Origin of the sequence: Barnesiella intestinihominis YIT 11860, assembly GCF_000296465.1 — a bacterium.
Classification (GTDB): Bacteria; Bacteroidota; Bacteroidia; order Bacteroidales; family Barnesiellaceae; genus Barnesiella; species Barnesiella intestinihominis.
The window spans coordinates 594162-609305 of sequence record NZ_JH815203.1 but is presented as its reverse complement, the minus strand read 5'-3'; the positions used below and the strand labels follow the sequence as shown (position 1 = coordinate 609305).

The following is a 15144-nucleotide window of genomic DNA, read 5'->3' as shown; positions in this document are numbered from 1 at the left end:
GCGTATATCGTGGCTATCGGCTCGATACACGCACTTTGCATTTGTGTTGTAGAATCTCTCGATAGTTATGGAAAAGGAACATTTGTTGGGAAAAACGTTAGAGGAGTTACAGACGGTAGCCGAGGTGAACGGACTGCCTCGTTTCGCGGCGAAACAGATAGCTTCGTGGCTTTATGAAAAGCGTATAGATCATATTGCGGGCATGTCGAACCTTTCGTTGAAGCATCGGGAGTTATTGTCGCAGCGCTATGATATAGGCCGGGAGGCTCCGGTTCAGTCTCTTCGTTCTACCGATGGAACGATAAAATATCTTTTTCGGGTAGGAGGCGATGATTTTGTGGAAACGGTTTATATTCCCGATCGCGACAGGGCTACTTTGTGTGTGTCGTCGCAGGTGGGCTGCAAGATGAATTGCAGTTTTTGCATGACCGGAAAACAGGGTTTTAAGCGTAGCTTGTCTTCTGCCGAAATAATTAATCAGATTCTTTCGGTGGAGTATAGCGATAAACTGACGAATCTGGTATTTATGGGTATGGGGGAACCGTTTGATAATCTCGACGAGGTGATGAGGGCTCTGTCTGTTCTTACATCGGAATGGGGTTTTGCATGGAGCCCGAAGCGAATCACCGTGTCTACGATAGGCCATTTGAACGGCATACGTCGTTTTCTCGATGAGAGCCGATGCCATTTGGCCGTGAGTCTTCACTCTCCTTTCCCGGAGGAGCGTTTGCGAATTATGCCTGTGGAGAAAGCATTCCCGATGACCGATGTTTTGGATTTATTGCGTCGGCGCGACTTTTCTCACCAACGTAGGCTTTCTTTCGAATATATTTTGTTTAACGGGTACAATGATAGTTTGGATCATGCCGATGCATTGGCTTGTTTGTTGAAAGGTATGGATTGCCGGGTGAACCTGATACGGTTTCATGCTATTCCGGGAGTAACTCTTAAAAGTACCGATATGCAATCGATGGAGGCTTTTCGGGATCGATTGAATAACCGTGGGGTAGTGGCGACTATACGGGCTTCGAGAGGAGAAGATATATTTGCGGCTTGCGGTATGTTGTCTACGGCCGAGAAAAACAAGAAATAGAATCGGGGTTTTAAATAGTTCTTATATCCGGCAGGGTATATCGTGGATTTTTGTTACCTTAGTGAGCTCAAATTAGGTCGGCGATCGTATGCCGAGAAAATTAAGTTATAAAGATTTGGAGTTATGAAATGTAAAATAAAAGTGGGAATTACCCAGGGTGACATCAATGGAGTAGGGTATGAGGTTATCCTCAAAACATTGTCCGACCCACATATCGTGGAGCTTTGTACACCTGTCGTCTATGGTTCGGCTAAGGTTGCCGCCTATCACCGGAAGGCTCTCGATATTCCGGCTGTTAATTTTAATATTATTAGCGATGCATCGGCAGCCGATGAAAATAAAGTGAATTTGATTACTTGTGTCGACGACGATGTGAAAGTGGAAATAGGAAAGGCTACGGCAATAGGAGGGGAGGCTGCTTATGCCGCTCTTGAACGAGCTGCTGCCGATATGGAAGCTGGTTCGATAGACGTATTGTTGACGGCTCCCATAAACAAACATGCCATACAGTCCGATAAGTTTGATTTTCCCGGACATACCGAGTATCTTGAACGTCGCTTGGGGAACGGACAAAAGGCGTTGATGATATTGTTGAACGATACTTTACGGGTCGCTTTGGTTTCGGGGCATGTGCCTGTTTCGAAAGTCTCGTCTGTTGTTACGAAGGAAACCATTCTTGAAAAGTTGCAAATTTTTGAACAGTCGTTGAGGCAGGATTTTTGTGTGGTAAAGCCTCGGATTGCCGTGTTGGCGTTAAACCCTCATGCCGGAGACGACGGACTTTTGGGAACAGAAGAGATTGAAATCATAAAGCCAGCCATTCAAGAGGCCAATGCCAAAGGAATGCTTTGTTTTGGCCCTTATCCGGCCGATGGCTTTTTCGGAACCGGACATTATCGTCAATTCGACGGTGTGTTGGCTATGTATCACGATCAAGGATTGGCGCCTTTCAAGGCGATAGCGATGGAAGACGGGGTGAATTATACGGCCGGATTACCGGTAGTTCGTACTTCTCCCGATCATGGTACGGCATACGACATAGCCGGACAGAACCGAGCCGACGAGCAGTCGTTCCGTCACGCTCTTTATTTGGCGATAGATGTATTCCGTAATCGTTCTTTTTATAAAGAAATAACAGCGTCTCCGTTAAGGAAACAGTATTTCGATAAAAGCGGGGATAAGGAGGTGCTCGACCTGACGTCCGATACCGATAAAGGTGAATGAGTCGTTTTCTTGGAAGAAGAAAAAAGGGTTTGTGTCGAACATCGTTTTTGAGTGTGGAAATGAATAACGAATAAAAAAAACAGAGATATAAAATGGGAAAAGTACTTATTATCGGAGCCGGAGGAGTAGGAACGGTGGTGGCGCATAAAATAGCGCAGAATCCCGATGTGTTTACCGAAATCGTTTTGGCAAGTCGCACGCAGTCCAAGTGCGATGCCATAGCCGATGCTATTGGCGGCAATCGTATCGTGACCGACCGTGTCGATGCCGACAAGGTTGAGGATTTAGTGTCATTGTTCAAAAAGCATAAGCCCGATATCGTTGTCAATGTGGCTTTGCCTTATCAGGACTTGACGATTATGGATGCCTGTTTGCATTGCGGTGTCAATTATCTCGATACGGCCAACTATGAGCCTCTCGACGAAGCTAAATACGAATATAAATGGCAGTGGGCTTATCGGGAACGTTTTGAGCAAGCCGGGTTGACGGCTATTCTCGGTTGCGGATTCGATCCGGGTGTGAGCGGGGTTTATACGGCCTATGCAGCGAAACATTATTTCAAAGAGATGCAATATCTCGATATTGTCGATTGCAATGCCGGTAATCATGGTATGGCATTCGCTACCAATTTTAATCCCGAAATCAATATCCGGGAAGTAACCCAAAAAGGTAAGTATTACGAGAACGGAAAATGGATCGAGACAGAGCCGCACGAGATTCATCGTCCTCTCACTTATCCTAATATAGGCCCCAAAGAATCCTATTTGATTTATCACGAGGAGTTGGAATCGCTGGTTAAAAATTATCCTACTATTAAGCGTGCTCGTTTTTGGATGACTTTCGGACAAGAGTATCTCACTCATTTGCGTGTGATTCAAAATATCGGTATGGCACGTATCGATCCTATTATGTACAACGGGGTAGAGATCGTACCTATCCAGTTCCTTAAAGCCGTTTTGCCCAACCCGGGAGACCTCGGTAAGAATTACACGGGAGAGACCTCTATCGGTTGTCGCATTCGGGGTATTGGAAAAGATGGAAAGGAACTTACTTATTATGTGTATAATAATTGTAGCCATCATGCTGCCTATCTCGAAACCGGAGCACAGGGTGTGAGCTATACCACGGGCGTTCCTGCTATGATCGGAGCCATGATGTTTCTCACCGGCAAGTGGAAAAAACCGGGCGTTTATAACGTAGAGGAATTCGATCCCGATCCTTTCATGGAACAGCTCAACAAACAAGGTCTGCCGTGGCACGAAGTGTTCAATGGGGATATAGAGTTGTAATTATAGTAAATAAAGACTTTTTTGGATAGGGCTGTCTGTACAACGGATAGTCCTATTTTTTGAGAAAAAGGTTTGTGTTTTGTTTAGGCATACCAACCTTTGCTCTTTTTATCTAAGTCGGTTGCGTATTATCTACGATTCAGTCGATAATTCGAGGGGATTGTCCTTGTATATTCCAGCCCCTCACCGAAGAAACGGTAGTTTCTTCGGGTTCGCCCCTGTTTCGATTTTTAATCGAAACAGGGGCGAAGGGCAAAAGACGGCCGAAAGTATTAACCTCCTCCTCTGCGCACGAATGTGCGATAGGGGAGGTGGCACGAAGTGACGGAGGGGTTGAAAGGCTGTTCAAAATGTCTCCTTTAATCTTTTTCCTCTACTCATCGCAGATTCAATCTTTTCGTTTTTCTGTTTTAACCCCCTCGCCCTGAGGGCACTCCCCCTATATCGTTGCGCCACACCCCGCAATGCTGCGGGATACGGCAGGGGGAGAGGTTGCGATTTGATTTTATTGCTGTTGCTGTCGCAGTTTTTTAACCCCTCCGTTCTTCGGACACCTCCCCTATATTTTGCTGTGCACAACACAGGGGAGGAGGATTGCAACGCAGTCTTTTTCCCTATATTGTTTTGTAGCGCCCCGCAATGCTACGGGACGCGGCAGGGGAGAGGTTGCGATTTGATTTTATTGCTGTTGCTGTCGCAGTTTTTTAACCCCTCCGTTCTTCGGACACCTCCCCTATATTTTGCTGTGCACAACACAGGGGAGGAGGATTGCAACGCAGTCTTTTTCCCTATATTGTTTTGTAGCGCCCCGCAATGCTGCGGGACACGGCAGGGGGAGAGATTGCGATTTGATTTTGTTGCTGTTACTGTCGCTGTTTTTTAACCCCTCCGTTCTTCGGACACCTCCCCTATATTTTACGTTGCAAAACACAGGGGAGGAGGATTGAAAAGCAGCCTTTTTCCCTATATTGTTTTGTAGCGCCCCGTAATGCTACGGGGCACAGCAGGGGAGAGGGTAAATGCTAAATATTTCATTTTATCTAACGTTATCCTCAAAAATTTCTAAGCTATTAATCTTAACCCCTCTCCTCAGAAATGGGTGTTTCTTCGGGGGCTCCCCTGTGTTGCGTCAGCAATATAAGGGAGACGTGTAATCGCTAAAATTCAAGTCTGTCCCCACGAATTTTCTACTGAATCTTATTTACTTCCAGATGCTTCGTGGAAATTAATCGCTCTATTCTTGGGATTGCCTGTCGTTATTTCGGTTACAGGGGATTGCCTATGTTGTTGATAAACCCGCTATTTCTTTCGTTTTTCCTATTGGATTAGCGGACGATAGTGTTAAATAAATACAAAAAGGAAGAAGAGTGATGTTATTCTGAAATGATATCTTATATATTTGTATTAACAAAATTGTTAGACTAAATTATTAAACTATATTGTTAATACAAAATATGAAAACGAAAGATACCGAATCGGAGATTTTGAAAGCGGCCGAGCAAGAGTTTATGTTGAAGGGATTCGATGGGGCAAAGACTACTTCGATCGCGCATGCAGCTGGCGTGACACACGCCATGTTGCATTATTATTTCAGAACGAAGGAACAGTTGTTCGAGCGTATTCTTACAGAAAAAGTACAATTGATGAGCGAGTCGGTTCTGGCTGCTTTCGGTCAACCGGGATTGCCTCTCTTGGAGCGGCTGAAAGACGGAGTTACCTGTCATTTTGATTTCATTGCCGCTAATCCGCAATTACCTCGTTTTATCGTAAACGAGGTTTTTAGCCGTCCTGAACGATATAAACTTATGAGCGATAAAATCGTGAAAGTGGCAGATTGTTTGATGAAGGGTATTCAGCAGGAGTTGGACGAGTTGCATGCGCAGGGAAAGGTAGAATGGGTCGATGTCCGAATGTTATTGTTGGATATTATTTCTCTTAATGTTTTTCCGTTTATTGCCTATCCGATTATAGAGCCTATATTGGGAGATATTGCTGCCGATCGGAATCGCTTTTTTGAATTGCGTAAGGCTGAGAATATTGAAATGATTATGCGTCGTATAAAAAATAATGAATTATGAAGCGAGTTGTTATTTTGTGTGTATGGCTGTTCTCGGTAGTTGCCGGGCATGCTCAACTTTCGCTCGACGAATGCCGGCGACTTGCCCGGGAAAATTATCCAGAAATTCGTCAGTACGATTTGGTTCACCAAACCGAACAGTATAACCTTTCTAATGCTGCGAGGGCATGGATACCGCAGCTTGCTTTTTCCGCTCAGGCTACTTGGCAGACCGATGCGCCTAACTTCCCGAAGGAACTGACCGGTATGTTGGCTCAGCAAGGTCTGGAAATTCCGGGATTGAGAAAAGACCAATATAAAGTGGCATTGGAATTGAACCAAACGATTTGGGACGGGGGCAAGTCTGTTGCCGACAAGCGTATAGCCAGAGCAGAGGCCGCCGAACAGAAAACGATGACAGATGTCGATCTTTACGAACTGGAAGGCCGGGTGGACGATCTCTATTTCGGAATCCTTTTGCTCGACGAGCGCATAGCTCAAACGAATTTGACACTGAATCTTCTACGGAGTAATTTGGAAAAAGTCCGGGCGTTGCAGAGGAACGGGGTGGCGATGCAGTCCGATGCCGATGTTTTGGAGGCCGAGTTGCTTTCGGTAGGACAGCAGCTCATTCAGTTCGAGTCTTCTTGCGATAGTTATCGTCGTATGTTAGGCATATTCATCGGACAAAAGGTGGGCGATCGAAAGTTGCTGCGTCCCAGTGCCGTACAGCCCTTGTCGGGAGAATCGGCACGTCCCGAGTTGGCTATGTTCGCAGCGAAGATAGACAGGCTTATGGCGCAAGAAAAGATGGTAAAATCGTCGTCTATGCCTCGCTTGGGATTTTTTGCTCAGGGATATTATGGTTATCCGGGATTGGACTATATGCAGAGTATGATGAATAGCGATTGGAGTTGGAATGCTATGCTCGGCGTGAAATTGTCTTGGAATTTCGGGGCTTATTATACACAGAAAAATAATTTAAATAAATTGCGTACTTCTCGGCAGCAGGTCGAAGTTCAGCGAGATGTATTCCTTTTTAATATGAATTTGCAGGCGGCTCAGGAGAATGGGGATATCGCGCGTTTACGCAAGGCGATTGCCGATGACGACCGTATCGTGGCTCTTCGTCGGTCGGTACGCGAGGCGGCCGAGTCTAAATTGCGGAACGGAATTATAGATACCCATGACTTGTTGTCGAAAATTACCGACGAATCCACGGCCTCTATGGCTCGTAGCATGCGTGAAATAGAATTGCTGAAAGCAATTTATGAATATAAACATACCATTAATCGATAAATACAGCGTAAAATGAAAAGGATAGCAGTTTATAGCGCCATGACTGTCGTGCTGGCAGCTTGTGGCAACGGTGGAGATTTTGATGCGACAGGAACGTTCGAGGCAACTGAGGTCCTCGTGTCGGCCGAAGCAGCAGGCCGTATTCTCAGCTTCGATGTCGAGGAAGGCGATACTCTTTCGGCAGGGAAACAGGTAGGAGCGATAGATACCGTGCAACTCTATTTACAGAAGTTGCAATTGGAGCGTCAGCGGGCTTCGGTGCATAGCAACCGTCCCGATATTTCCAAGCAAGCAGCGGCTTTGAGGGGACAAATCGCCCAACAGGAGACAGAACGTCGCCGAGTGGAAAATTTGTTGAAAGACGGGGCGGCTACAACGAAGCAGTTGGACGATATTAATGCGTCTCTTCGGGTTTTGAACGGGCAGTTGGATGCTTTGCTCTCGACCTTGAAAAACAATACGTCGTCGATCGATGAAAATGCATCGGCTATTGATTTGCAAATAGCTCAGGTCGAAGACCGTCTTTCCAAATGTCGTATCGTTTCTCCTATCGACGGTTCGGTATTGGTGAAGTATAGCGAGGCTGGGGAGTTGGCTGCGACCGGTAAGCCTTTGATGAAGGTCGCCGATATGGACCGATTGTATTTGCGGGCTTATTTCACATCGGATCAGTTGTCCGATTTGAGCGTGGGACAGGAGGTAACCGTCGTGGCCGATTTCGGGGGAGATAAGCAGAGAGAATATCCGGGTCGCATTACATGGATTGCATCGGAGAGCGAGTTCACACCCAAGTCGATTCAGACCCGTGACACCCGAGCCAACCTCGTTTATGCGGTGAAAATCGCGGTCGAGAACGATGGCCTGTTAAAAATAGGTCTTTACGGAGAGGTGCGTCTTCATCAATAACAACTTAAAACAAATAGAGAGATGGCTGTACGGAATGCCATAGAAATACGAGGATTGACCAAGCGGTACGGTTCGCTCACGGCAATCGAAAATATAACGTTCGAGGTGAGGCGGGGAGAGTTGTTCGGTTTGATAGGTCCCGATGGAGCCGGCAAGACCACGCTTTTCCGTCTGCTTGCAACGTTACTGAATCCCGATGATGGAGTGGCGACAGTAGATGGATTCGATATTGTCGGGCAATATAAAGAAATCCGAAAACGGGTGGGATATATGCCGGGGCGTTTTTCGCTTTATCCCGATTTGTCGGTCGAGGAAAATCTTGAATTTTTCGCAGCTCTATTCGGGGTAGGCGTGAAAGATAATTATGATTTGATCGCTCCTATTTACACTCAAATAGAACCATTTCGAAAACGGCGTGCGGGAAAATTGTCGGGTGGCATGAAGCAAAAATTGGCTTTGTGCTGTGCTTTGATTCACCGTCCGTCGGTGTTATTTCTCGATGAGCCTACGACCGGGGTCGATGCTGTTTCCCGAAGTGAATTTTGGGATATGTTGTCGGAGTTGAAAAGCAAAGGTATTTCGATTCTTGTTTCTACGCCTTATATGGACGAGGCTTGTCGTTGCGACCGTATAGCCTTGTGCAATAATGGAAAAATTCTGGGGATAGATACTCCTGCCGGTATTACGGCGCGGTTCGATGAACCTTTGTATGCGTTATCGGGAGACAATATGTACGGATTACTCGTCGAGGCTCGTAGGATAAAAGGCGTGAAGGAATGTTACCCGTTCGGTGAGTCTCATCATTTAGTTGCCGATAGTATGTTCGATTCCGATGAGTTTACGGCTCATTTGAACGGACAAGGTTTTCATAATGTTTCGATTCGTCCGGTCGAACCCGGAATCGAAGATGTTTTTATAAAATTGATGCAGCATGAATGATATAATTATATCGGTTAGGGATTTGTGTAAATGTTTCGGCGATTTTGTCGCGGTCGACCATATAACGTTCGATGTGAAACGAGGGGAGATATTCGGTTTTTTAGGCGCTAATGGAGCCGGTAAGACCACAGCCATGCGTATGCTTTGCGGGTTGAGTTATCCGACATCGGGGCGTGGAATGGTTGCCGGGTACGATGTGATGACGCAGGGAGAGGAGATAAAGAAGCATATCGGTTATATGAGTCAGAAATTTTCGTTATACGATGACTTGACCGTTCGCGAGAATATCCGTCTGTATGCCGGAATTTATGGGCTGAGCCGTTACCAAATGCTTCGCCGGACGGTGGAGATGTTGAATCGATTGCATTTCCGATCGGAAATTGATACGCTGGTAGGTTCTCTTCCCTTAGGCTGGAAACAGAAGTTGGCTTTTTCCATTGCGACTTTGCATCGCCCGGAGGTGGTTTTTCTCGACGAACCTACGGGAGGAGTGGACCCGGTTACCCGTCGTCAATTTTGGGAGATGATTTATGAAGCCGCTTCCGGGGGGACGACTGTTTTTGTAACTACGCACTATATGGATGAAGCGGAATATTGTTCGAGGGTATCTATCATGGTCGATGGAAAAGTAAAGGCTTTGGGTTCTCCGGCCGAATTGAAGAAACAATATGCTGTCGGGTCGATGGACGAAGTTTTCAGGACTTTGGCTCGCGGCGCTAAACGGGGAGAATAGATATGGGAGGATTTTTGTCATTTGTCAAAAAGGAGGCTTTGCATATTTTACGGGATAAACGCACGATGCTGATCGTGCTGTTGCTCCCTATCGTGCAGATTCTTTTGTTCGGTTTCGCTATATCGACCGAAATGAATAATATCGATTTTGCCGTAGTGGCTCCCAATCGTACGGAAACTATTCGACAGCAAATCGAGCGTATGGAAGCCAATCCGTATTTTACATTCAAAGGATATATTTCTCAGGCCGAGATCGACGGTGTTTTGCGGAAAGGCGATGTTACCGCGGTGGTGGTTTTTTCTGAGGATTATGATCGGTTGGTGACGAATGCCGGGATTGAGGGAGTCTCAGAGGCGGCGGTGCAGTTTATTCTCGATGCGTCGAACCCCAATAATGCAGGTACAGGTTTAGGATATTTGCAAAGTTCTTTTCAGTCGGAAATTTCCGTCGCATCGGTCGCTCCGGCGACACGGGTGTTGTACAACCCGCAGATGAAGAGTTCTTACAATTTCGTGCCGGGAATCATGGGATTGATTTTTATTTTGATTTGTGCCATGATGACTTCTGTATCTATCGTGAGGGAAAAAGAGACCGGTACGATGGAGGTATTGTTGGTGTCGCCGGTGCGACCGATATGGATCATCTTTGCCAAGATGATTCCTTATTTTTTGCTTTCGTGCGTGAATCTTGTCGTTATTCTGGTATTGGCGCGATATGTCCTCGGAGTACCGATGTCGGGTTCGATGGTTGGTTTAGTAGGGCTTTCTTTACTCTATTTGGTGCTTTCGCTGGCATTAGGATTGTTTATTTCTACAATGGCTAATACGCAGGTTACGGCAATGCTCATTTCGGGTATGGTACTGATGTTGCCTATTATAATGTTGTCGGGAATGTTGTTTCCGGTGGAGAATATGCCCGGTATTTTACAGGCATTGTCGTGTATCGTGCCGGCTCGTTGGTATATCGATGCCGTGCGAAAACTGATGATAGGGGGCATGCCGTTCGCCGAAGTATGGCAGCAAGCCTGTATTCTCTTTGCCATGACGGCTGTTCTGGTGGGTGTCGCTCTTAAAAAGTTTAACGATAAACTCGAATAACGATGAAAACATTGTTTGTTTTATTAGATAAAGAGATACGACAATTTTTTCGGAATGCGTTCTTGCCGAAGTTGGTGATTGTTTTCCCTGTGATGGTGATATTGATTATTCCATGGGTAACGACGATGGATGTGCGGCATATAGGCGTTTCGGTGGTCGATAATGACCATTCGGAGACTTCCCGGCGGATTATCCAGAAAATAGAGGCTTCGGACTATTTTAATTTGAGAGGCGTTACCGAAAGTTATGACGACTCGTTCGCTTTGTTGGAAGGGGGTGAGGCCGATGTGATACTGACTATCCCGAACGATTTCGAACTTTCGTTAATTGGTGATTCGCCCAAGCGGATAGGAATAGACGTGAATGGTATAAACGCTATGAAAGGGGGACTTGGCTCACAGTATATGGTACAGCTCGTCATGCAGACTTTCGGCGAATTACAGCGAGAGAAATCGGTCGTTGTATCTCCCGATTTGTTTACGGTACAGAATCGGTATAATCCTACTCTCGATTATAAACATTTCATGATACCGGCATTGATGATTATGTTGCTGGTAATGATTTGCGGTTTTTTACCGGCTTTGAATCTCGTAAGCGAAAAAGAAATAGGTACTATCGAGCAAATCAATGTTACTCCGGTTAGTCGTTTATCGTTTACATTGGCTAAATTGATACCCTATTGGATTATCGGTTTTCTTGTATTGACCGTCGCCATGGTGTTGGCATGGTTGGTTTATGGGCTTTCACCCGAAGGTTCTCCCGGCTCCATTTATCTGGCGGCTTTGCTTTTTGTGTTTACGATGTCGGGTATGGGGGTGACAATCGCTAATAACTCGTCGACCATGCAGCAGACCATGTTTGTCATGTTCTTTTTCGTGATGATTTTTATTTTGATGAGCGGATTGTTCACTCCGATAGAATCTATGCCGACATGGGCGCAATGGATTACATACATTTTGCCTCCTCGTTATTTTGTCGAGGTGATGCGTTCGGTTTATCTGAAAGGAACGATGTTTATCGAATTATGGCCTAATTACGTAGCATTAGCCGTCTTTGCCGTTTTGTTCAATAGTATGGCGGCATTGACGTATAAAAAGCAGGCTTGATGCATTGGTGTGAGAATCGTGATTAAAAGATTGAATGATGTACGAGTTGTTGACTTTTGATAATTTATTCGACCATGAGGATAGAGAGGAGACTTATAATAGAGGTTTCTATTTTTTGTCGTGGCGGAAGGAGAACGCGATACAAAATGTAGGTAGGCATCTGCAATCCGAAGTTTTTTGCATTTTGTTATGCGATAGAGGCGAGATGAGTCTAAGCATGGGAACGGAGCGTTTCGACCTCTCTTGTAATTCGTTAGTAATTATTCGTCCGGGGATTCGACTAGTTATTCACGATTGTCATGAATTTGAGGCAAAGTGTATAGTTTTTAATCCTTTAATCGGGGCTTTTAATGCCATTCCGGTGCGATATATTACGGCTTTGTATACGAGTGTATTGAAAAGTCCCGTTATCGTTTTGTCCCACTCCGAACGAAAGCAGTTTGATGAATTGATCGGAAATTTTAGAAAAATATCCCAATACAGAGGAGCGACGGAATTTTATGATTATGCTATACAGAGTGGAATCGCAATGTTATTGTGTGTGATTTGTGATTTGATGCATGGGCGTAAAGTCGTATGTACTTATGGTGGTGGTAGGTACAATGAGTACTTCGGTCGTTTTTTACAATTATTGTCTGAAAACTTTAAGAAGGAAAGACAGGTGAAGTTTTATGCCGACAAGTTGTGTATAACACCTAAATATTTGACGACCATAGTTAGGGAACTTTCGGGGAAAAGCGTGTCGAAATGGATTCATGGAATCGTGATTCGAGAAGCTTGTTATAAACTGATTCATGGAGTAGAAAGTGTTCAGCAAATTTCCTATGATTTAAATTTCCCCAATCAATCGTTCTTCGGAAAATATTTTAAGAGTTATGTGGGGTGTTCTCCGAGTGAGTATCGTTTGCAGAACTTAAATAGTATTTGCGATTGATATTTTTGTCTCCATTTTATTTATATGTGTATTAAGATTTATTAATAATAATGAGCATATAGTATGCTCATATCCGACTCTATATTTGTATCGCTTAAAGATAGAGCGGAAAGAGAATGGAAATGAGTTTACCGGATTATACCGGGACACGGCCGATTTTCATGTCTTCGTCAGAGAAAAAATAGGTAATTGTCTATTCGGTTTTGATGGAAGGAGAGAGAAAAAGTGGTATATTTGTGTAATGAACAAAGGCAAGTGTGTGCGGTATAGATAGGACGGTTTTGTCGCTGTTTTCTTGTACACTATTTTTGTAAACTAATAGAATATAGTATGGCATTGAAACGAGGAGATAAAGCGCCCGAGATATTGGGTGTAGATCAGGCAGGTAAGGAGATTCGGCTAAGTGATTTTGCCGGAAGTAAATTGATACTTTATTTTTATCCGAAAGACAATACGCCCGGGTGTACTGCCGAAGCATGCAGCTTGCGGGATCATTACGCCGAATTACAAGCATCGGGCTATGCCGTGATAGGCGTGAGCAAGGACGGCGAGGCATCTCATCGCAAGTTTATCGAGAAGCAGTCTTTGCCGTTTTCTCTTATAGCCGATACCGAGTGTAAATTGAACGAGGCTTTCGGCGTGTGGAGGGAGAAAAAGATGGCCGGTCGTACTTATATGGGAACGGTGCGGACTACTTTTATAATAGATGAGAACGGTGTGATCACCGATATTATAGAAAAGGTGGATACAAAGAATCATGCTTCACAAATTTTGAAAAATAAATAAAAATATATCGTTATGGAAGAACAACAAGAAACTGCCGGCAAACGAGTGCCGGTTTCGTCTGAGAAATTGAAGGCTTTACAAGCGGCCATGGACAAGATAGAAAAGAGTTATGGCCGAGGTGCTATTATGAAACTGGGAGACGACTCGGTAGAGGAAGTCGCTGTGATACCCACCGGTTCCATCGCTTTGAATGCAGCGTTGGGAGTAGGAGGTTATCCGAGAGGCCGTGTCATCGAGATTTACGGACCGGAGTCGTCCGGTAAAACGACTTTGGCCATACATGCCATTGCAGAGGCTCAAAAAGCGGGTGGTATTGCGGCTATTATCGATGCCGAGCATGCGTTCGATCGCTTTTATGCCGAAAAGTTGGGTGTCGATGTGGAGAATCTGTGGATTTCGCAGCCCGACAGTGGAGAGCAGGCGTTGGAGATTGCAGACCAGTTGATTCGTTCATCGGCTGTCGATATAGTCGTTATCGACTCGGTTGCCGCTTTAACTCCTAAGGCTGAGTTGGAAGGAGATATGGGTGACTCGAAAATGGGTTTGCAAGCCCGGTTGATGTCACAGGCGTTGCGTAAACTCACGGCGACGATCAGCAAGACAAACACGACCTGTATTTTTATCAACCAATTGCGCGATAAAATCGGGGTCATGTTTGGAAATCCCGAAACAACGACGGGAGGTAATGCATTGAAATTCTATGCTTCCGTGCGTCTCGATATTCGTCGGGTCAGTCAGTTAAAAGATGGTGATGAGGTTATCGGTAATCAGACTCGTGTGAAAGTGGTGAAGAATAAAGTCGCACCTCCTTTCCGCAAAGCCGAGTTTGATATCATGTTTGGCGAAGGGATTTCCCGTGCAGGAGAGATTATCGATTTGGGTGTCGATAAAGGCATTATCAAGAAGAGCGGCTCTTGGTTCAGTTACGGGGATACTAAACTTGGGCAAGGTCGTGATGCCGCCAAGAAATGTATAGAGGATAACCCCGAATTGGCCGATGAATTGGAAGCTGCTATAATGGAGGCCTTGAAACCTGTAAAATAAATATATTGGGTAGCCTAAAAGAAAAGAGCCGAATTTTTTCGGCTCTTTTCTTTTTATAAATGTCGGGTTAATATAGATTGGAATTTTCGGCACAGTAGGAAATCAGAGGTATACAATCTAACCCCTTTCCTCAGAAACTATTGTTTCTTCGGTGTCTCCCCTATATTGCTGGCGCAACACAGGGGAGAAGTTTAAAATCTATCCTTATGCAGAAATGAGAAATATCATTTTTAATCTTCTCCCTATGTGGCGAAGCCAGGTAGGGGGAATGGTTGAGATTTGATTTTGTTGCTGTTACTGTCGCTGTTTTTTAACCCCTCCGTCACTACGTGCCACCTCCCCTATATTTTGCTGCGCAAAACACAGAGGAGGAGGGTGAGATGTATTTCTCTTTCGCTTCTATTCCGATTTTATACGTGCCACCCTGTAATGTTACGGGGCACGGCAATGGAGGAGCTTAAAAATGTTCGAAGTGGATTTCACCCTCCTCCTTGCTGAGCCTCATAGCCTTACAGGGTGTTTGTTGTCAAGTAAGATATAGGGCGGGTGTCGAGTAGTAAAGGAGGGGTTGATTTTTGTCAAAAATCTATTCGGCTGCTTGTTTAACCACTCGCCGAGGGAACCGGAATGTGCTTGTC

11 protein-coding genes and 1 pseudogene are annotated in these 15144 nt (G+C 45.1%); all 12 read left to right on the top strand.

Going from position 1 to position 15144, the window contains the following annotated elements; all coding sequences use genetic code 11:
- Positions 1–67: 67 nt before the first annotated feature.
- The 12 genes and pseudogenes from rlmN to recA all read left to right on the top strand — a co-directional run bounded on the left by rlmN (position 68) and on the right by recA (position 14506).
- On the top strand, positions 68–1093 hold the full coding sequence (gene rlmN / locus HMPREF9448_RS02530; RefSeq protein ID WP_008861015.1) for a 23S rRNA (adenine(2503)-C(2))-methyltransferase RlmN: 1026 nt from the start codon (positions 68–70) through the stop codon (positions 1091–1093).
- 123 nt (positions 1094–1216) lie between these two features.
- Entirely contained in the window at positions 1217–2317 is a 1101-nt protein-coding gene (gene pdxA, locus HMPREF9448_RS02525; protein WP_008861014.1) for a 4-hydroxythreonine-4-phosphate dehydrogenase PdxA, read from the top strand.
- 92 nt (positions 2318–2409) lie between these two features.
- Complete coding sequence (locus tag HMPREF9448_RS02520; protein ID WP_008861013.1) at positions 2410–3606, top strand: saccharopine dehydrogenase family protein; 1197 nt, start codon at positions 2410–2412, stop codon at positions 3604–3606.
- A gap of 1454 nt (positions 3607–5060) precedes the next feature.
- Positions 5061–5684: a TetR/AcrR family transcriptional regulator gene (locus tag HMPREF9448_RS02515; protein ID WP_008861012.1), complete on the top strand. Its 624-nt coding sequence runs from the start codon at positions 5061–5063 to the stop codon at positions 5682–5684.
- Positions 5681–6961, top strand: coding sequence for a TolC family protein (locus HMPREF9448_RS02510; protein ID WP_008861011.1), 1281 nt, complete (start codon positions 5681–5683; stop codon positions 6959–6961). Before HMPREF9448_RS02515 ends, HMPREF9448_RS02510 begins: the two co-directional genes overlap by 4 nt.
- Before the next feature lie 12 nt (positions 6962–6973).
- Positions 6974–7867: an HlyD family secretion protein gene (locus HMPREF9448_RS02505; RefSeq protein WP_008861010.1), complete on the top strand. Its 894-nt coding sequence runs from the start codon at positions 6974–6976 to the stop codon at positions 7865–7867.
- 21 nt (positions 7868–7888) lie between these two features.
- A pseudogene (locus HMPREF9448_RS14980) lies at positions 7889–9539 on the top strand (ATP-binding cassette domain-containing protein).
- Positions 9540–9541: 2 nt separating this feature from the next.
- Positions 9542–10636, top strand: a complete 1095-nt coding sequence (locus tag HMPREF9448_RS02490; RefSeq protein WP_008861007.1) for an ABC transporter permease — start codon at positions 9542–9544, stop codon at positions 10634–10636.
- 2 nt (positions 10637–10638) lie between these two features.
- Positions 10639–11742, top strand: a complete 1104-nt coding sequence (locus HMPREF9448_RS02485) for an ABC transporter permease (protein ID WP_008861006.1) — start codon at positions 10639–10641, stop codon at positions 11740–11742.
- 34 nt (positions 11743–11776) lie between these two features.
- Positions 11777–12676, top strand: a complete 900-nt coding sequence (locus HMPREF9448_RS14090; protein ID WP_083855831.1) for a helix-turn-helix domain-containing protein — start codon at positions 11777–11779, stop codon at positions 12674–12676.
- A gap of 330 nt (positions 12677–13006) precedes the next feature.
- On the top strand, positions 13007–13462 hold the full coding sequence (gene bcp / locus HMPREF9448_RS02475) for a thioredoxin-dependent thiol peroxidase (RefSeq protein WP_008861004.1): 456 nt from the start codon (positions 13007–13009) through the stop codon (positions 13460–13462).
- A gap of 12 nt (positions 13463–13474) precedes the next feature.
- Positions 13475–14506 carry a recombinase RecA gene (gene recA / locus HMPREF9448_RS02470; protein ID WP_008861003.1) on the top strand — a complete coding sequence of 344 codons (1032 nt, stop codon included), beginning with the start codon at positions 13475–13477 and terminating at the stop codon, positions 14504–14506.
- Positions 14507–15144 lie beyond the last annotated feature (638 nt).